The sequence below is a fragment of the Ancylobacter novellus DSM 506 genome (assembly GCF_000092925.1).
Lineage (GTDB): Bacteria > Pseudomonadota > Alphaproteobacteria > Rhizobiales > Xanthobacteraceae > Ancylobacter > Ancylobacter novellus.
Window position 1 is genome coordinate 456180 of the sequence record NC_014217.1, and the last position, 18314, is coordinate 474493.

The 18314-nt window shown below is 68.2% G+C and carries 15 protein-coding genes; 1 reads left to right on the top strand and 14 read right to left on the bottom strand.

What is annotated here, in order from left to right; translation table 11 throughout:
* From SNOV_RS02250 to SNOV_RS02290, 9 genes are all read right to left on the bottom strand, one after another.
* Positions 1–729 (bottom strand): amino acid ABC transporter ATP-binding protein, encoded by a 729-nt coding sequence (locus SNOV_RS02250; protein ID WP_013165282.1) that lies wholly within the window; start codon positions 727–729, stop codon positions 1–3.
* On the bottom strand, positions 707–1366 hold the full coding sequence (locus SNOV_RS02255; protein WP_013165283.1) for an amino acid ABC transporter permease: 660 nt from the start codon (positions 1364–1366) through the stop codon (positions 707–709). Before SNOV_RS02255 ends, SNOV_RS02250 begins: the two co-directional genes overlap by 23 nt.
* The gene (locus tag SNOV_RS02260) at positions 1363–2037 is read right to left on the bottom strand and encodes an amino acid ABC transporter permease (protein WP_013165284.1); all 675 of its coding nucleotides are present in this window, start codon (positions 2035–2037) and stop codon (positions 1363–1365) included. Before SNOV_RS02260 ends, SNOV_RS02255 begins: the two co-directional genes overlap by 4 nt.
* 189 nt (positions 2038–2226) lie before the next feature.
* Entirely contained in the window at positions 2227–3030 is an 804-nt protein-coding gene (locus SNOV_RS02265; protein WP_013165285.1) for a transporter substrate-binding domain-containing protein, read from the bottom strand.
* Between the two features lie 4 nt (positions 3031–3034).
* Entirely contained in the window at positions 3035–3778 is a 744-nt protein-coding gene (locus SNOV_RS02270; RefSeq protein WP_013165286.1) for a GntR family transcriptional regulator, read from the bottom strand.
* 258 nt (positions 3779–4036) lie between these two features.
* Positions 4037–6205, bottom strand: coding sequence for a methylmalonyl-CoA mutase (gene scpA / locus SNOV_RS02275; protein ID WP_013165287.1), 2169 nt, complete (start codon positions 6203–6205; stop codon positions 4037–4039).
* Positions 6202–8058 carry a methylmalonyl-CoA mutase family protein gene (locus SNOV_RS02280; protein WP_013165288.1) on the bottom strand — a complete coding sequence of 619 codons (1857 nt, stop codon included), beginning with the start codon at positions 8056–8058 and terminating at the stop codon, positions 6202–6204. The genes scpA and SNOV_RS02280 overlap by 4 nt, the downstream gene beginning before the upstream one ends.
* A 10-nt stretch (positions 8059–8068) precedes the next feature.
* Positions 8069–10096, bottom strand: a complete 2028-nt coding sequence (locus SNOV_RS02285) for an acetyl-CoA carboxylase biotin carboxylase subunit (protein ID WP_013165289.1) — start codon at positions 10094–10096, stop codon at positions 8069–8071.
* A 9-nt stretch (positions 10097–10105) separates the two neighbouring features.
* The gene (locus SNOV_RS02290; RefSeq protein WP_013165290.1) at positions 10106–11638 is read right to left on the bottom strand and encodes an acyl-CoA carboxylase subunit beta; all 1533 of its coding nucleotides are present in this window, start codon (positions 11636–11638) and stop codon (positions 10106–10108) included.
* A 142-nt stretch (positions 11639–11780) separates the two neighbouring features.
* Between SNOV_RS02290 and SNOV_RS02295 the strand changes: the two genes are divergently transcribed.
* On the top strand, positions 11781–13223 hold the full coding sequence (locus tag SNOV_RS02295) for a helix-turn-helix domain-containing protein (protein ID WP_013165291.1): 1443 nt from the start codon (positions 11781–11783) through the stop codon (positions 13221–13223).
* Positions 13224–13240: 17 nt separating this feature from the next.
* On the opposite strand, the gene SNOV_RS22485 is transcribed toward SNOV_RS02295, so the two are convergent.
* From SNOV_RS22485 to SNOV_RS02320, 5 genes are all read right to left on the bottom strand, one after another.
* A complete protein-coding gene (locus SNOV_RS22485) occupies positions 13241–13777 on the bottom strand; it encodes a hypothetical protein (RefSeq protein WP_049785680.1) in 537 nt (178 codons plus the stop codon).
* A 143-nt stretch (positions 13778–13920) separates the two neighbouring features.
* Positions 13921–15222, bottom strand: coding sequence for a type III glutamate--ammonia ligase (gene glnT, locus SNOV_RS02305; RefSeq protein ID WP_013165293.1), 1302 nt, complete (start codon positions 15220–15222; stop codon positions 13921–13923).
* Positions 15223–15319: 97 nt separating this feature from the next.
* A complete protein-coding gene (locus SNOV_RS02310; RefSeq protein ID WP_013165294.1) occupies positions 15320–16657 on the bottom strand; it encodes an FMN-binding glutamate synthase family protein in 1338 nt (445 codons plus the stop codon).
* Between the two features lie 7 nt (positions 16658–16664).
* The gene (locus SNOV_RS02315; protein WP_013165295.1) at positions 16665–17375 is read right to left on the bottom strand and encodes a GltB/FmdC/FwdC-like GXGXG domain-containing protein; all 711 of its coding nucleotides are present in this window, start codon (positions 17373–17375) and stop codon (positions 16665–16667) included.
* 20 nt (positions 17376–17395) lie between these two features.
* Entirely contained in the window at positions 17396–18277 is an 882-nt protein-coding gene (locus tag SNOV_RS02320; RefSeq protein ID WP_013165296.1) for a class II glutamine amidotransferase, read from the bottom strand.
* Between the last annotated feature and the right edge of the window lie 37 nt (positions 18278–18314).

Consider the following 18314-nt stretch of genomic DNA (forward strand, 5'->3'; position numbering starts at 1 on the left):
TTAGTGGAGGACGCCGAGGAACTGCTTCAGCTCCGGCGTCTTGGGAGCGGCGAACACCTCCTCGGGCGGGCCGATCTCGTGCACCCGGCCCTGGTGCATGAAGACAACGCGCGAGCACACGTCGCGGGCGAAGCGCATCTCGTGCGTCACCATCATCAGCGTCATGCCCTCGCCGGCGAGCTCCTTCACCACGGCGAGCACCTCGCTGACCAGCTCGGGATCGAGCGCCGAGGTGATCTCGTCGCAGAGCAGGGCGATGGGCTGCATGGCGAGCGCGCGGGCGATGGCGATGCGCTGCTGCTGGCCGCCGGAAAGCTGGTCCGGATAGGCGTCGAACTTATGGCCGAGCCCGACCCGTTCCAGCTGGCGGCGCGCCATCGCTTCGGCCTCGGCCTTCGCCGTCTTCTTCACCACCATCTGCGAGAGCATGACGTTGCGCCCCGCCGTGAGGTGCGGAAACAGGTTGAAGCTCTGGAAAATCATGCCGACCTTCAGCCTCAGCGCCTTGAGGTGCAACTCGTCCGGCAGGAGCTGCGCGCCGGCGACGGAGATCGAGCCCTCGTCGATGGTCTCCAGCCCGTTGATGCAGCGAAGCAGCGTCGACTTGCCCGAGCCGGACTTGCCGATGATGGCGATCACCTCGCCCGGCGCGACGTCGATATTGATGCCCTTGAGCACTTCGTTGTCGCCGAAGCGCTTCTTCACCTCAGTGATTTCGATGAGCGACATTGAGCTTCCTCTCGAGGATCTGGGAGGACTTGGACAGGGGCCAGCACAGGCAGAAATAGATGAGGGCGACGAGGCCATAGACCTTGAAGGGCTCAAAGGTGGCGTTGGTCACGACCGTGCCGGCCTTGGACAATTCTACGAAGCCGATGATCGAGGTCAGCGCCGTGCCCTTCACCACCTGCACCGAGAAGCCGACGGTGGGCGGGATGGCGACGCGCAGCGCCTGCGGCAGGATGACGTGGCGCATCTGCTGCACATAGCCCATGCCGAGGCTGGAGGAGGCTTCCCACTGGCCGCGGGCAACGGATTCCACGCAGCCGCGCCAGATCTCGGTGAGGAAGGCGGCGCTCCACAGGATCAGCGCCAGCCCGGCGGCGAGCCAGGCCGGCACGTCGATGCCGAACAGGCCGAGGCCGAAGAAGGCGAGGAAGAGCTGCATCAGCAGCGGCGTGCCCTGGAAGACCTCGACATAGGCCTTCACGAAGGCGGGGCCGAGCCTGCCCTTGGCCGTGCGGATGAAGAGCAGAAGCGCGCCGACGATGCTGCCGCCGATGAAGGAGACGAGGGAGAGCAGCACGGTCCAGCGCGCCGCCAGCAGCAGGTTGCGGACGATGTCCCAGGTGGTGAAGTCGCTCATCGTGCCGCTCCACGCCTGGGGAAGATCGTCCAGCCGACCCCGCGCAGCAGTTGGCGCAGCGCGATGGCGAGGGCGAGGTAGATCAGCGTCGAGACGAAATAGGCCTCGAAGGCGCGGAAGGTGCGCGACTGGATGAAGTTCGCCGCGAAGGTCAGGTCCTCGGTGGCGATCTGCGACACCGCCGCCGAGCCGAGCATGACGATGACGATCTGCGAGGACAGCGCCGGCCAGATGCGCTGCAGCGCCGGCACCAGCACGACATGCCAGAAGGTCTGGATGCGGCTCATGCCGAGCGAGGCGCCGGCCTCGAACTGGCCCTTCGGCGTGGCCTGAATGCCGGCGCGGATGATCTCGCAGCCATAGGCGCCGAGATTGACCACCATGGCGAGGTTGGCGGCCTCCAGTTCGCCCATGCGCAGGCCGAGCGCCGGCAGGCCGAAGAAGATGAAGAAGAGCTGGATCAGGAAAGGGGTGTTGCGGATCAGCTCGACATAGGCCGCAACGAACGGGCGCAGCCATGACGGCCCGAGCGCCCGCGCCCAGGCGCAGGCGACGCCGAGCGCCACGCCCAGCACGCCGCCGACCAAAGTCAGCTCGACGGTGACGGCGAGCCCCTTGGCGAGGACCGGCCAGTATTCGAACAGCCAGCCATAATCGAACGCGTAGTTCATGCCCGTGAACTCCCGCTGGTGCAGTGTGACGGAGGGGCGGCGACGTTCTGCGTCCTTCGAGGCCCGGCTACGCCGGGCACCTCAGGAGGAGGAGGGCCGGAAAGCCGAAGAGGAGTTCCTCATGCCGAGGAGCGGGGCGTAGCCCCGCGTCTCGAAGCACGCAGACGAGATCGGTCTGGCCAATCCCGATCAGAGCTCCGCCGGCAGCTTGGCGCCGAGCCATTTCTGCGAGATCGCCTCCAACGCGCCGTCCTTTCGGGCGGCGGCGATGATGTCGTTGACCTTGGCGAGCAGCGCCGGCTCGTTCTTGTTCAGCCCGATGAAGCAGGGCGAGTTCTTGATCAGGAACTTGATCTCCGGCTTCTTCGGCGGGTTGCGCTCGAGGATGGCGGCGGCGACCACGTTGCCGGTGGCGATGAGGTCGACCTGGCCGGAGAGGAAGGCCGAGATGGTGCCGTTATTGTCCTCGTAGCGCTTGATGGTGACGTCGGCGGGGGCGATCTTGGTCAGCTCCAGGTCTTCCACTGCGCCGCGGGTGACACCCACCGTCTTGCCGGAGAGGTCCTTGGCGTCCTTCGCCGCCACTTCGGCCGGGCCGAACACGCCGTTGAAGAAGGGCGCATAGGCGGCGGAAAAGTCGATGACCTTCTCGCGGTCGGGGTTCTTGCCAAGCGAGGAGATGACGAGGTCGACCTTGTTGGTCTGGAGATAGGGGATGCGGTTGGCGCTCGTCACCGGCACCAGCTCCAGCTTCACGCCCATCTTGTCGGCGATCAGCTTGGCCATGTCGACGTCGTAGCCCTTGGGCTGCATGTCGGCGCCGACCGTGCCGAAGGGCGGGAAGTCCTGCGGCACGGCGATGCGGATCACCTTGTTCGCCTCGATGGTGGCGAGCGCGTCGGCATGGGCGGGGAGCGGGGCCTGCGTGCTCGCGATCAGCGCGCCGGCGGCGAGGGCAAGGAGGGTGCGGCGGTGGACGAAAATGGGGTTCATGCGGTCAATCCTCTTTTCGCAGCGATGGGGGATGGGAGTGGGAATGAGCGTGCGGCACTGAGGGGGCGTTGCCGGCGAAGGCCGACGGCGTCAGCAGTTCGCGCAGGCTTGCGAGCGGATCGGGACGGGCGGTGAGGTCGAGCCCGGCCTCGACCTTGCCGATGTGCTCGTCCATCAGCCGGGCGGCGAGGGCGAGGTCGCCCGCCTCCATGGCCGCGACGATGTCCTCGTGGTCGTGGCTGGATTCCTCGGCCTTCTCGGTCGGCTGGTAGAGCATCGAGATCAGCGTGGTGCGCGCGGTGAGGTCGCGGATGATCTCGGTGAGCAGCCGGTTGCCGAGCGCGTCGGCGAGATGGATGTGGAAGTCGCCGAGCAGGCAGGCGCGGGAGGACACGTCGCCGGCCTCGATCACCTGCCGCTCCATGGCGACATGCTCCTTGAGGCTGGCGAGGACCTGCGGCGGCACCTCGCGCACGGTCTGCAACAGGCCGGTTTCGATCACGCGGCGGGTCTGGAACGCCTCGCGCGCCTCCTCGGCCGAAGGCTCGACCACGTACCAGCCGCGCCGCGCGCTGACCTGCACCACGCCGCGCGTCTCCAGCCGCATCATCGCCTCGCGCACGCGGGTGCGGGAGACGCCGAACAGGTCGGCCAGCTTCTGCTCGCCCAGCCGCGTGCCCGGAGCGATGCGGCCGGCGAGGATGGCGGAAAGGATCGCCTCTTCGATATTGGCGGTGGCGGGGTTCATCAGGCTTGCCCACAAACTTGTATACAAGCTTGCAAGCAAGGGCTGTGCCAGAGGACGGGGGCGAGCTGGCGGCGAGCCGACAGAACGCCGTCATGGCTGGGCTTGGCCCGGCCATCCACGTCTTCCCTGGTCTGGATCATTGGAAAAAGACATGGATCCCCGGGCCGAGCCCGGGGATGACGGTGTTTTATGGGGCCCTGCTGCGCCGGTGCGGACCAGATGCCGCTTCTTTGACCAGCAGCGCCGAAATGGGCGCCGTTATTCCGCCGCCTGCTTCTTGTGCCCGAGACGCGCGGCGAGCTTGTCGACGAGTTCCTCCGCCGCCTCGGCGATCACCGTGCCGGGCGGGTAGATCGCCTCGGCGCCGGCCGCCCGCACGGCCTCGTAGTCCTGCGGCGGCACCACGCCGCCGACCACCACCATGATGTCCGGCCGGCCTTCTGCGGCGAGCGCGGCCTTCACCTGCGGCACTAGCGTCAGGTGACCGGCGGCGAGCGAGGAGATGCCGATGACGTGGACATCGTTCTCCACCGCCTGCCGCGCCGCCTCCTGCGGCGTGGCGAAGAGCGGGCCGATGTCGACGTCGAAACCGAGGTCGGCGAAGGCCGAGGCGATCACCTTCTGGCCGCGGTCATGGCCGTCCTGCCCGACCTTGGCGACGAGGATGCGCGGGCGCCGGCCCTCCTCGTGCTCGAAGGCCTCGATGCGCTGGCGCATGCGGGCCACCCTGTCGCCCATCGCTCCCGCCTCCCGCCGGTAGACGCCGGTGACCGCACGGATCTCCGCCCGGTGCCGGCCGAAGACGCGCTCCAGCGCGTCCGATATCTCGCCCACCGTCGCCTTGGCGCGGGCGGCGTCGATGGCAAGCGCCAGCAGGTTAGCATTTCCGCGCGCGCCGTTCTCCAGCGCGGCCAGCGCCGCCTCGACGGCCTGCGGGTCGCGCTCGGCCTTGAGGCGCCTGAGCTTGTCGAGCTGCGCGGCGCGCACGGCCGAATTGTCGACCTTGAGCACGTCGATGAGCATCTCGCGCGTGGGCCGGTACTTGTTCACGCCGACCACGGTCTGGGCGCCGGAATCGATCCGCGCCTGAGTGATGGCGGCGGCCTCCTCGATGCGCAGCTTGGGGATGCCGGCCTCGATGGCCTTGGCCATGCCGCCCAGCGCCTCGACCTCGGCGATGTGGCCGAGCGCCTTCTGCGCGAGGTCGGCAGTGAGCCGCTCGACATAGAAGGAGCCGCCCCACGGGTCGATGGCGCGCGTGGTGCCGCTCTCCTGCTGGATCAGCAATTGCGTGTTGCGGGCGATGCGGGCGGAAAAGTCGGTCGGCAGCGCCAGCGCCTCGTCCAGCGCGTTGGTGTGCAGCGACTGGGTATGGCCTTGGGTCGCCGCCATCGCCTCGACCATGGTGCGCATGACGTTGTTGAACACGTCCTGCGCGGTCAGGCTCCAGCCCGAGGTTTGGCAATGGGTGCGCAGCGGCAGCGACTTGGGGTTCGAGGCGCCGAGGTCCTTCATCAGCTTGGCCCAGATCAGCCGGGCGGCGCGGAGCTTGGCGACCTCCATGAAGAAGTTCATGCCGATCGCCCAGAAGAAGGAGAGGCGCGGCGCGAAGGCGTCGACCGGCATGCCCGCCGCGATGCCGGCGCGCACATAGTCGACGCCATCGGCGAGCGTATAGGCGAGTTCGAGGTCCTGCGTCGCCCCCGCCTCCTGCATGTGGTAGCCGGAGATCGAGATCGAGTTGAAGCGCGGCATCTCCTTGGCGGTAAAGGCGAAGATGTCGGCGATGATCCGCATCGAGGGGCCGGGTGGGTAGATATAGGTGTTGCGGACCATGAACTCCTTGAGGATGTCGTTCTGGATGGTCCCCGAGAGCTGGGCCGGCTTCACGCCCTGCTCCTCGGCGGCGACGACATAGAGCGCGAGGATCGGCAGCACCGCGCCGTTCATGGTCATCGACACGCTCATCCGGTCGAGGGGAATCCCCGAGAACAGCGTGCGCATGTCCAGAATCGAATCGATCGCCACGCCGGCCATGCCGACGTCGCCGGCGACGCGCGGGTGGTCAGAATCGTAGCCGCGATGGGTGGCGAGGTCGAAGGCGACCGACAGCCCCTTCTGACCCGCAGCGAGATTGCGGCGGTAGAAGGCGTTGGAATCCTCCGCCGTGGAGAAGCCGGCATATTGCCGGATGGTCCAGGGCTGCGTCGCGTACATGGTCGGGTACGGCCCGCGCAGGAAGGGCGCGATGCCGGGATAGCTGTCGACGAAGGCAAGCCCGGCGACGTCGTCCGGCCCGTAGAGCGGCTTCACCGCGATGCGCTCGGGAGTCTCCCAGGCGCCGGCGCCCTCGGGCGGCAGGGCGAGGGCGGGCGCCTTCCAGTCGATGGCGCTGAAATCGGGGATGCGGCGAGCGGTGGCGGTCATTCCGAGCCCTCCCGCGTTGCAGGGATGCCAAGCCGGCGATGCGCCTCCTCCAGCAAGGCGAGGAGATCGCCGCCCGCATAGAGATAGGCATCGATCCCGGCCGCGCGCCAGTCGGCCTCGTGCTCGCCCGGCCGGCCGGCGAGATAGATCGCGGCGGCGCCGGCCTGCCGGAGCGCCTTCGCCGCCTCGGCCGCCGAGGTCGCATAGACCTCGTCGGAAGAGCACAGGCACACGAGGCGGGCGCCGGATTCGCGGAAGGCTGCGGCCAGTGCCGCCGTGTCGGCAAAGCCATCATTGGCCGGCGCGGCGATGCCGCCGGCCTCGAAAGCACTGCGGGCGAAAGCCGCGCGGGGGGTGAAGTCCGCGGCCGTGCCGAGGTCGGCGAGGAACACGCGCGCGCCCGCCGCCTCGGCGGCATCGCGGAGGTGCTCGAATGGCTCGGCAAGGCGTTGGGCGGTGAGCGGCTCGCAGAGCAGCGCGCCCTCCGAAGGCGGAGCGGCCGCGACGCGGCGGGCGGGGGCGAGGACGGTCGGCACGGCTTCGCCCAGCAGCGGGAATTCCGATGTGCCGGTGATCGGCAGCCGGCGGGTGGCGACGTCCTTGGTTCGCGCAGCGCGGGCTTCGGCCACTCGCCTCTGCCAGGCGCCGGAGGTGAGGCTCTCCACCATCCCGCCCTCGCGCTCGATCTGGCGGAACAGCTCCCACGCGGCGGCGGCCAGCTTCTCTGTGCGTTCCTCCATGGCGCCGGCGCCGGCCGAAGGATCGGCGACGCGGTGGAGATGGGATTCCTCGATCAGGATGATCTGCGTGTTGCGGGCGAGCCGCCGCGCATCGGCGTCGGGAAGCCCGAGCGCCTGCGTGTAGGGCAGCACGTTCACGCTATCCGCGCCGCCGACACCTGCTGCAAAGGCGGCAATGGTGCCGCGAAGCAGGTTCACATGCGGATCGCGGCGGGTCAGCGAGCGCCACGCCGTCTCCATGTGGATGGCGACGGGCTTGGCCTCGATGCCGCAGGCGGACAGCGCCGCCGCCCAGAGCTGGCGGAAGGCGCGCGGCTTGGCCTGGGTGCCGAACTGGTCGACATCGGCGGTGAGCGTCACCTCGATGGCGCCGGCGGCGTCCTCCAGCGACAAGCCCGCCGCTTCCAGCGCGCGCAGATAGGCGATGGCGGTGGCGAGCACCGCGGCGAGTTCCTGCGCGTCGGTGGCACCGGTGGCGTGGTGCAGCCTTCCATCGGCGCGCACCATGGGCGAGACGAGCCCGCGGGCGCGCAGCGTCGCCACGGTCTGGCCGAGGCGGGCGGAGAGCGCGTCCCATTCGATCGGCGCGGCACCCAGCGCGGCGAAGTCGCCGATGGGGTCCAGCCCGAAGCGTATGTCGAGCCGGGCTGGGTCCTGCGCCTCGAACAGCCGCGCCAGCGCGAGGGCGATGTCGCGGCCCTGATACTGCCCCGCCTCGACGCGCAGGGTAATGAGCTCCGGCATCACCCCCTTGAGCGCCTGCACCAGTTCCTCGTGGCGGACCGGCAGGCCGAAGCCACCGGCCGAGGGCGCCGAGGCGAAGACGAGGCTGAAGCCGTCGGCGCCGCCGTCGAGGTCTTCCAGCAGCTGCGCATTGGCCGCCGCCGGGTCGTCATGGTCGATCCGCGCGATCACCTTCCACGACGCACCCGCCCGCCGCCCGACGATGGCCGCGGCCTCGCGCCGGCGCTCGGGCAGGGCGTCGAGTGTGTAGCCGTCGGCCGTGCGGGTGAGCATGCGCTTGTCGTAGGGCGCGCCCTTCAACACGCCCTCGACCAGCTTCAGCCAGTCGGCGCGGGTGGCGGGCGGGAAGGAGGCGAGATCGAGGTCCATCACGCGTTCCTCAGGCGAATTCCAAGATCACGGCGTCGACGGCGAGGCTGTCGCCGGCCTTGGCGAGGATCTTGCCGACCGTGGCGTCGCGCTCCGCGCGCAGCACGTTCTCCATCTTCATCGCCTCGACCACGGCGAGTGCCTCGCCGGCCTTCACCTCCTGCCCCTCGGAGACGGGGATGGAGACGACGAGGCCGGGCATCGGGCAGAGCAACTGCTTGCCGGCGCCGGACTGCACCTTCGTAGGCATCAGCGCGGCAAGCTCGGCCTCGCGGCGCGTATAGACCAGCGCGTCGACCGCCACGCCGCGATGGGCGAGGCTGACGCCGTTGAGACGCGGGCGCACCTGAACGGCGATGGCCTCGTCGTCGAACACGCCGTTCCACACCAGTTCCCCGGGCTGCCAGCCGGAGCGCAGCTCATGCGTGCCGGCGGCGCGGCCGTCCTCATCGAGGAATGTGACGATGAAGCCGCCGGCGGCGCGGTCGACCTCGCAGTGCAGGGCAAGCCCGCCTTGACCGCCGCCGAGGCTCACCACCCGCTGATGCTCGAAGATCACCGGACGCCCGGCGAGCTGGCCGGAAATCTTCCGCTTGTGGGCGTTGCCGACATTGTCGATCACCGCCGCCACCGCCGCGAGGCGGCGGGCCAGCGCCGGGCTCGGCGCGGTGGGGTGGAAGCCGTCGGGATATTCGTCGGCGATGAAGCCGGTGGAGAGCGTGCCCGCCCGCCAGCGCGGATGCGCCATCAGCGCGGAGAGGAAGGGGATGTTGTGCTGGATGCCGTCTATGGCGAAGGCGTCCAGCGCGTCCGCCTGCGCCTCGATCGCCTCCTCGCGCGTCGGCGCGTGAGTGATCAGCTTGGCGATCATCGGGTCGTAGAACAGTGAGATCTCGCCGCCCTCATAGACGCCGGTGTCGTTGCGGGTGGTGACGGCGTCCTTCACCCCTTCCGCGGGCGGCCGGTAGCGGGTGAGCCGGCCGATGGAGGGAAGGAAGCCGCGATAGGGATCCTCGGCATAGACGCGGCTCTCCACCGCCCAGCCCTTCAGCTTCACGTCGGCTTGGGTGATGGACAGCTTCTCGCCGGCGGCGACGCGGATCATCTGCTCGACGAGATCGATGCCGGTGACGAGCTCGGTCACCGGATGCTCCACCTGCAGGCGGGTGTTCATCTCCAGGAAATAGAACGACTTGTCCTGCCCGGCGACGAACTCCACCGTGCCGGCGCTGTCATAGTTCACCGCCTTGGCCAGCGCGACCGCCTGCTCGCCCATGCGCTTGCGCGTGGCCTCGTCCAGCAGCGGCGAAGGCGCCTCTTCGACGACCTTCTGGTTGCGGCGCTGGATCGAGCATTCGCGCTCGCCGAGATGGATGACGTTGCCGTGCTTGTCGCCCAGCACCTGGATCTCGATGTGGCGCGGCTGGACGATGAACTTCTCGACGAACACCCGGTCGTCGCCGAAGGAGGACTTCGCTTCCGAGCGGGCGCGGTCGAACCCGTCCTGCACCTCGGCGCGGGAATTCGCGATGCGCATGCCCTTGCCGCCGCCGCCGGCCGAGGCCTTGATCATCACGGGATAGCCGATCTCGTCGGCGATCCTCATCGCGTGCTCGGCATCCTCGATGACGCCGAGATAGCCGGGAACGGTCGAGACCTTGGCGGCGGCCGCCGCCTTCTTGGATTCGATCTTGTCGCCCATGGCCTCGATGGCGCGCGGATTGGGCCCGATGAAGACGATGCCTTCCGCTGCCAGCGCCTCGGGGAAGGCGGCGCGCTCGGAGAGGAAACCGTAGCCCGGATGCACCGCCTCGGCGCCGGTCTGCTTCGCCGCGGCGATGATACGGTCGATCAGCAGATAGGACTGCGCCGCCGGCGCCGCGCCGATATGCACGGCCTCGTCGGCCATCTCGACATGCAGCGCATCCTTGTCGGCGTCGGAATAGACGGCGACGGTGGCGATGCCCATGCGCCGCGCGGTCTTGATTACCCGGCAGGCGATCTCGCCACGGTTCGCGATGAGGATCTTCTTGAACATGCCTTGATCTCAGAGCGGCAGGTTGTCGTGCTTCTTCATCGGCGCCTCGATCCTTTTCGAGGCGAGCATGGCGAGCGCGCGGGCGATGCGCTTGCGCGTCGAGCGCGGCGTGATCACCTCGTCGATATAGCCGCGCTCGGCCGCCACGAAGGGCGAGAGGAAGCGCTGCTCGTACTCCTTCGTCCGCGCGGCGATCTTCTCGGGATCGTCGATGTCGGCGCGGAAGATGATCTCCACCGCCCCCTTCGCGCCCATCACCGCGATCTGCGCCGTCGGCCAGGCATAGTTCACGTCGCCGCCGATATGCTTGGAGGCCATGACGTCATAGGCGCCGCCGAAGGCCTTGCGGGTGATGAGCGTGACGAGCGGCACCGTCGCCTGCGAGTAAGCGAAGAGCAGCTTGGCGCCGTGCTTGATCAGGCCGCCATATTCCTGCGCCGTGCCAGGCAGGAAGCCGGGCACGTCGACGAAGGTGAGGATCGGGATCTCGAAGGCGTCGCAGAAGCGCACGAAGCGGGCGGCCTTGCGCGAGGCGTCGGCGTCGAGCACGCCGGCCAGCACCATGGGCTGGTTGGCGACGATGCCGACCGTGCGCCCCTCGACCCGGCCGAAGCCGGTGACGATGTTGCGGGCGAAGGCTTCCTGGATCTCGAAGAAGTCGCCCTCGTCGACGACTTTTCCGATCAGCTCCTTCATGTCGTAGGGCTTGTTCGGGTTATCGGGGACGAGCGTGTCGAGCGAGGCGTCGATGCGCTCGCCATCGTCGAAGCTCGGCCAGGAGGGCACGCCGGAGAGGTTGTTCTCCGGCAGGAAGTCGATCAGCCGGCGCATCTGCAGCAGGCACTCGACGTCATTGTCATAGGCGCCGTCGGCGACCGAGGAGCGGGTCGTGTGCACCTTGGCGCCGCCGAGCTCATCGGAGGTGACGGTCTCGTTGGTGACGGTCTTCACCACGTCCGGGCCGGTGACGAACATGTAGGAGGTGTCGCGCACCATGAAGATGAAGTCGGTCATCGCCGGCGAATAGACGTCGCCGCCGGCGCAGGGACCCATGATGACCGAGATCTGCGGGATGACGCCGGAGGCCAGTACGTTGCGCTTGAACACCTCGCCATAGCCACCGAGCGCCGCCACGCCCTCCTGGATGCGGGCGCCGCCGGCGTCGAACAGGCCGATGATCGGCGCGCGGGTCTTGAGCGCCAGGTCCTGGATCTTGGTGATCTTCGCCGCGTGGGCTTCCGACAGCGAGCCGCCGAACACGGTGAAGTCCTTGGCGAAGACGAAGACCTGCCGGCCGTTCACCGTGCCCCAGCCGGTGACGACGCCGTCGCCGGGGATCTTCGACTTCTCCATGCCGAAATCGGTGCAGCGATGCTGCACGAAGCTGTCGAACTCCTCGAAGGAGCCGGTGTCGAGCAGCAGTTCGATGCGCTCGCGCGCGGTGAGCTTGCCGCGCCTGTGCTGCGCCTCGATGCGCTTCTCCCCGCCGCCCAGGCGGGCACCGGCGCGGCGCTGTTCGAGCTCGTCGAGAATGTGCTTCATCGGGCGGTTCCCTCGGCGTTCGCGGCGCGCGGTATTCGGCGAATGTTCTAGGCCCTTGCGGGGCAAAACTTAAGCTGTGAAAATGCGGATCGTAAAATTGTAAAATTTTCACAAAATCGATGACGGGACGCAAGCGGCGACCATGGCCGGCATGTCGAAGAAGGTGTTCGCCGGACACGCGGTGCGCAATGTGCGCGAGCGGCTCGGGCTGACGCAGATCGACTTCGCCCGGCGGCTGTCGCTGTCGCCGAGCTACATCAACCAGATCGAGAGCAACCAGCGCCCGGTCACCGCCGCGGTTCTGCTCGCCATCAGCCGCACCTTCGACCTCGACATCACCCGCTTCGGCGCCGACGACCTCGACCGCATCGTCGCTGACCTGCGCGAGGCGCTGGCCGATCCGGTGTTTCGTGGACTGGAGCCGAGCCTCCAGGACCTGAAGAACGCCACCACCCACGCCCCCGCCTTCGCGCACGCCTTCCTGCGCCTGCACGGCGCGCTGCGCCGGCTGGACGAGCGACGCGCCGCGCTGGACGACGCGGTGGTGTCGGTCGCGCGGGAGGTCGACGGGGAAGCGCGCAACCCCGCACCCTATGAGGAGGTGCGCGACCATTTCCACTACATCGACAATTATGTCGACGGGCTCGACCGGGCGGCGGAGGAGCGCAACGCCGCGCTCGACCTGTTCGCCCGCGAGGATGCTGTGGCGGTGCTGGCGCAGCATCTGCGCCAGAGGCACGACATCGTCGTCGACATGGCGCCCGCCGACGCGCTCGACGCGCCGCTCGTCGCCTATGATCGCCATCGGCGCGTGGCGACGCTCTCGCGCACGCTCGACCGCGCCAGCCAGGCCTTCCGCCTCGCCGCGCTGATCGCCCGCTTCGAGCAGAGCGACCTTATCGACCAGCACGTCATCGATGCCGGCTTCCGCAGCGCCACCGCGCGCGAAGTTTGCCGGCTGTCGCTACAGAACTACTATGCCGGGGCGCTGATGCTGCCCTATCGCCGCTTCGCGCGCCTCGCGCGGGAGAGGCGGCACGACCTCGACATTCTGGCGGCGATAACCGGGGCGAGCCTGGAACAGGTCTGCCACCGGCTTTCGACGTTGCAGCGGCCGGGCGAGAAGGGCGTGCCGTTCTATTTCCTCAAGGTCGACCGCGCCGGCAACGTCATCAAGCGCCACAGCGCCACGCGCTTCCAGTTCGCCCGCTATGGCGGCGCCTGCCCGGTGTGGAACGTGCACGAGGCGTTCGAGCAGCCCTCGCGCACGCTGGTGCAGGTCGGCGAGATGCCGGACGGGGTGCGCTATCTGTGCCTCGCGCGCGGCACCTCGAAGCCGGCGACCCGCTACGGTGCGCGCGAGCGCCGCTTCGCGCTCGGCATAGGCTGCGAGATCTCCTATGCGGGCGAGCTCGTCTATGCCGACGGGCTGGACCTGAAGTCGGCGGCGGTCGCGCCGCTCGGAGTCAATTGCCGCATCTGCCCACGCGCCTCATGCCCCGAGCGCGCCTTCCCGCCGCTCGACCGCGAGATCGTGCTCGATCCCGACCGGCGCGACGTGGTGCCGTTCTCAGTGCGGGACTAAGCGGCCTCAACCGCGGATCATACCGCCATCGTCCGATCCGTAGCGCCGAACTGATGCACCCATTCCGGGCGGATGGTCCTGGTGAAGACCTCTTCGAAGGTCTTCTGGTCCGGCATTGGCAGCGCCTTGGCCAGCTTCGAGCGGAGATAGGCCGCATCCTGCGTGAGGCGGGGATACCAGATGAACGTCGTCTCGACGTCGAAGCGGACGAGCTGCTCGACCAGCCGGGTAAAGCGCTGCTGAAGGACGCCGATCTGGTCCGACGCCTTCTCTGTGTGCCAGAGACCGCCTGGCACGGGCCTCGAGCCATCCTCGACGCCCGTATTGATCTTCTGCACATAGGCGCGGCTGGCCGCGGCGGCCTCGAAATTCCGGACCGGAATGATGACGTGGTCAATCCGGACCGAAACGTCCTCCAGAAGCTCCTCGATGTAGTCGCAGATCCAGGGGCTTTTGACGATGTAGGGAGCATTCGCATCCCGCGCGTCGAATTCGAGCCCTGCACGAGCGATAGGATCGAGGATGAAGTTGTCTGTGGCGTAGCCGGTGTTCAACCCCAGATTGGTAAGAAGTTGAACTAGGAAAGACGTGCCAGCACGGCCTGTTCCCGTAATCAGTACGTGATGTCGCAATGGTTGTCCCCGAGCACGCAAGTATTTCCACCATGGATGGTCGTGCCCAGTTAGCAACTCCTGTGTCAGATATCCAGCGTGTTGTCGCGCTCCCACTGGGTCAGGTGGCGCGAATAAGCGTTCCATTCCTCGGTCTTCAGCTTGATGTAGCCGTCGATGAAGGGCGCGCCGAGCGCGTTGCGCAGCACGGAGCTCTTTTCCAGCGCCCGCAGGGCGTCGAGCAGGTTCAGCGGCAGCTTCTTGGCGCCGCGCACCTTGTGGCCGTCCGTGTACATGTTGATGTCGAGGCGCTTGCCGGGATCGCGTTGGTTCTGCACGCCGTCGAGGCCGGCGGCGAGCACGGCGGCCGGCATGAGATAGGGGTTCGCCGCCCCGTCCGGCAGGCGCAGCTCCAGCCGGCCCGCATCGGGGATGCGGATCATGTGGGTGCGATTGTTGCCGGTATAGGTGATGGTGTTCGGCGCCCAGGTGGCGCCGGAGACCGTGCGCGGGGCGTTGATGCGCTTGTAGGAGTTCACCGTCGGGTTGGTGATGGCGCATAGCGCGTCGGCCGAATGGATCAGTCCGCCGATGAAATTGTAGCCGATGTCCGACAGGCCGAGCTCGCCGGCCTCGTCCTCGAACACATTGGCGTCGCCCGACCACAGCGAGGTGTGCATGTGGCAGCCCGAGCCGGTGAGGTCGATGAAGGGCTTGGGCATGAAGGTGGCGCGCAGCCCGTGCTTCTCCGCGATCGAGCGGGCCATGAACTTGAAGAAGACGTGCCGGTCGGCGGTGATGAGCGCGTCGCCGAAGTTCCAGTTCATCTCGAACTGGCCGTTGGCGTCCTCGTGGTCGTTCTGGTACGGGCCCCAGCCCAGAGTGAGCATGCTGTCGCAGATCTCCTTGATGACGTCGTAGCGGCGCATCAGGGCGGACTGGTCGTAGCAGGGCTTGGTGGCGTTGTCGGCGCCGTCGGAGATCTTGGAGCCATCCGGCGTCGTCAGGAAGAACTCGCACTCGACGCCGGTCTTCATCTGGTAGCCGATGGAATCGGCGCCCAGCATGGTGGTCTTGAGCAGGTTGCGCGGGGCCTGCGCCACCAGTTCGTCATTCATGACGAGGTCCGAGGCGAGCCATGCGACCTCCGGCTTCCACGGCAGCTGGATCAGGCTGTCCGGGTCGGGAACGGCGAACAGGTCCGCGTCGGCCGGCGTCATGTCGAGCCAGGTGGCGAAGCCGGCGAAGCCCGCGCCCGCCTTCTGCATGCCGCCGATGGCAGCGGCCGGGACCAGCTTGGCCCGCAGCCCGCCGAACAGGTCGACATAGGAGATCAGGAAATACTTGATGCCGAGCTCTTTGGCGGCATGCGCGAGGTCGTTCGCCATGGTTCAATCCGGTCCCGTGCTGTTCCCCGGCCCGTTGCGGGCTCGTTGGTGGTCGTGACGTGCAAACCCCGCGCCGAGGCGCGGGGTTTGATGATCTTCAGAAGCTTCCATTCCTGCCCGGCACCCAGTCGGTGCCGGCGAGCGGCACCTGGGCCATGGCGGCGGCCTCGATGGTGAGCGCCACCAGATCCTCGGGCTCGAGATTGTGGACGTGGCTCTTGCCGCAGGCGCGGGCGATGGTCTGGCACTCCAGCGTCAGCACGGCGAGGTAGTTGGCGAGCCGGCGGCCGGCGGCGACGGGATCGAGCCGCGCCATCAGCGCCGGGTCCTGCGTGGTGATGCCGGCGGGGTCGCGACCCTCGTGCCAGTCGTCATAGGCGCCGGCAGTGGTGCCCAGCGCCTCGTATTCGGCCTGGTAGTGCGGATCATTGTCACCGAGCGCCACCAGCGCCGCCGTGCCGATCGCCACCGCGTCGGCGCCGAGCGCCAGGGCTTTCGCCACGTCGGCACCGTTGCGGATGCCGCCGGAGACGATGAGCTGCACCTTGCGGTGCATGCCGAGGTCCTGCAACGCCTTCACCGCCTGCCGGACGGCGGCCAGCGTCGGGATGCCGACATGCTCGATGAAGATCTCCTGCGTCGCCGCGGTGCCACCCTGCATGCCGTCGACGACCACCACGTCCGCGCCCGACTTCACGGCCAGCGCCGTATCGTAATAGGGGCGGGCGGCGCCGACCTTCACATAGATCGGCTTCTCCCAGTCGGTGATCTCGCGCAGCTCCTCGATCTTGATCTCGAGGTCGTCCGGCCCGGTCCAGTCGGGGTGGCGGCAGGCGGAGCGCTGGTCGATGCCGACGGGCAGCGTGCGCATGGCGGCGACGCGCTCGGTGATCTTCTGGCCGAGCAGCATGCCGCCGCCGCCGGGCTTGGCGCCCTGGCCGACCACCACCTCGATGGCGTCGGCGCGCTTGAGGTCGTCGGGGTTCATGCCATAGCGCGAGGGCAGGTACTGGTAGACGAGCTGGATGGAGTGCCCGCGCTCCTCATTGGTCATGCCGCCGTCGCCGGTGGTGGTCGAGGTGCCCATGGCCGAGGCGCCACGTCCGAGCGCTTCCTTGGCATTGGCCGAGAGCGAGCCGAAGCTCATTCCGGCAATGGTGATCGGGATCTTCAGCTCGATCGGCTTCTTGGCGAAGCGGGTGCCGAGCACGACCTCCGTCGAGCACTTCTCGCGATAGCCTTCCAGCGGATAGCGCGACATGGAGGCGCCGAGGAAGAGCAGGTCGTCGAAATGCGGGACCTTGCGCTTCGCACCGGCGCCGCGGATGTCGTAGATGCCGGTCGCCGCGGCGCGGCGGATTTCCGATAGCGTGTAGTCGTCGAAGGTGGCGGACGCGCGGGGTTTGGTGCGCGGAATGTTGCTGTGGTCCGACATGTCCACCTCAGTAGCTCGACACGTTGTCGACGTGGAAATGATAGAGCGTGCGGGCCGAACCGTAGCGGCGGAACTCGCCTATATCGACCTCGCCGAGGATGCCGGCGGCCTCCAGCTTGGCGGCCAGCAGCGCCTTGTGCTCCTCGCGCATCTCCTTCTCGATGCAGTCGGCCCCGAGGCCGGCGACCGAGCCGCGCACGAAGAGCTTGGCTTCATAGAGAGAGTCGCCCAGCGCGTCGCCGGCGTCGCCCAGCACGGTGAGGGTACCGGCCTGCGCCATGAAGGCGCTCATATGGCCGACCGAGCCCTTCACCACGATGTCGATTCCCTTCATCGAGATGCCGCAGCGCGCCGAGGCGTTGCCGTCGATGATGAGGAGGCCGCCATGGGCGGTGGCGCCGGCCGCCTGGCTGGCGTCGCCCTTCACATGGACGAGGCCGCTCATCATGTTCTCGGCGACGCCCACGCCGGCATTGCCGTTGACGATGATGCGCGCCTGCTTGTTCATGCCGCCGCAGTAGTAACCGACGGGCCCGTCGATCTCGACGGTGACGGGCACGTCGAGCCCGGCGGCGACGGCGTGGCGGCCGGCGGGGTTGGCGACCTTCCAATAGGTCTCATTGGTGTCGGCGGAAAGCTTGTGCAGGGCGGAGTTGAGCTCGCGCAGCGGTGCGGCCGCGAGATCGAAGAAAGTAGCGTCGGCGGTCGGGGCAGTCATGGGGCGATCCATGGCGAGGGTCACGCGGCGCGGTCCCAGAAATAGACCTTGGCGGGTTCAGGCTCGAAGACGCGGGCGCTCTCGATGCCCGGCAGGCCGGCGAGAGCTCGGTACTCGGAGCCGAAGGCGACGTAGCCGTCGGTCTCGGCCATGACGGCGGGCTTGCAGGCGATGGGGTCGCGCAGCACGCCGAAGCCGGACTCGGTGCCGACGACGAAGGTGTAGAAGCCGTCGAGGTCGTCGAGCGAGTGCTCCAGCGCCTCACCGAGGCTGTCGCCGCCGCGCATGCGGTAGGTGAGGTAGGCCGCGGCGACCTCGCTGTCGTTCTCGGTGGTCACCGGCAGCCCCTCGCGGGCGAGCAGGCGGCGCACGCCGGCGTGGTTCGACAGCGAGCCGTTATGCACCAGGCACTGGTCCGGGCCGGTGGAGAAGGGATGGGCGCCGTCGGTGGTCACCGCGCTCTCGGTCGCCATGCGGGTATGGCCGATGGCATGGGTGCCGGACATGGTCTCCAGCTTGAAGCGCTTGGCGACGTCGGCGGGCAGGCCGACCTCCTTGTAGAGCTCCATGCGGGCGCCGGCACCGACCACGCGGACGTCAGGGGCGATGCGGGCCAGCGCCGCGCGCACGGTGGCTTCTTCCGCCACCGGCACGCTCAGCACCGCGTGGGTGTCGCGCGGGGTGACGAGATGGCCGATCGCGGCGCCGAGGGCGGAAAAGTCCGTGCCGGCGGGGCCGCGCAAAGTGAGCTTCACGAAGCCCGGCATGCCGGCGCCATAGACGGCGAAGCCGGCCGAATCCGGCCCGCGGTCGCACATGACGTCGAGCATCTGCGCCACCATGGCGCCGAGCTCGGGTTCGAGCTTCTTGTCCTTCAGGAACAGGCCGACAATGCCGCACATGGCGGAACTCCGGGGCAGGAGAGGGGGTCCCGATCCT

Coding starts and splice junctions, on each gene's coding strand:
- SNOV_RS02250 (WP_013165282.1), bottom strand. CDS start 729: ATGTCGCTCATCGAAATCACTGAGGTGAAGAAGCGCTTCGGCGACAAC.
- SNOV_RS02255 (WP_013165283.1), bottom strand. CDS start 1,366: ATGAGCGACTTCACCACCTGGGACATCGTCCGCAACCTGCTGCTGGCG.
- SNOV_RS02260 (WP_013165284.1), bottom strand. CDS start 2,037: ATGAACTACGCGTTCGATTATGGCTGGCTGTTCGAATACTGGCCGGTC.
- SNOV_RS02265 (WP_013165285.1), bottom strand. CDS start 3,030: ATGAACCCCATTTTCGTCCACCGCCGCACCCTCCTTGCCCTCGCCGCC.
- SNOV_RS02270 (WP_013165286.1), bottom strand. CDS start 3,778: ATGAACCCCGCCACCGCCAATATCGAAGAGGCGATCCTTTCCGCCATC.
- scpA (WP_013165287.1), bottom strand. CDS start 6,205: ATGACCGCCACCGCTCGCCGCATCCCCGATTTCAGCGCCATCGACTGG.
- SNOV_RS02280 (WP_013165288.1), bottom strand. CDS start 8,058: ATGGACCTCGATCTCGCCTCCTTCCCGCCCGCCACCCGCGCCGACTGG.
- SNOV_RS02285 (WP_013165289.1), bottom strand. CDS start 10,096: ATGTTCAAGAAGATCCTCATCGCGAACCGTGGCGAGATCGCCTGCCGG.
- SNOV_RS02290 (WP_013165290.1), bottom strand. CDS start 11,638: ATGAAGCACATTCTCGACGAGCTCGAACAGCGCCGCGCCGGTGCCCGC.
- SNOV_RS02295 (WP_013165291.1), top strand. CDS start 11,781: ATGGCCGGCATGTCGAAGAAGGTGTTCGCCGGACACGCGGTGCGCAAT.
- glnT (WP_013165293.1), bottom strand. CDS start 15,222: ATGGCGAACGACCTCGCGCATGCCGCCAAAGAGCTCGGCATCAAGTAT.
- SNOV_RS02310 (WP_013165294.1), bottom strand. CDS start 16,657: ATGTCGGACCACAGCAACATTCCGCGCACCAAACCCCGCGCGTCCGCC.
- SNOV_RS02315 (WP_013165295.1), bottom strand. CDS start 17,375: ATGACTGCCCCGACCGCCGACGCTACTTTCTTCGATCTCGCGGCCGCA.
- SNOV_RS02320 (WP_013165296.1), bottom strand. CDS start 18,277: ATGTGCGGCATTGTCGGCCTGTTCCTGAAGGACAAGAAGCTCGAACCC.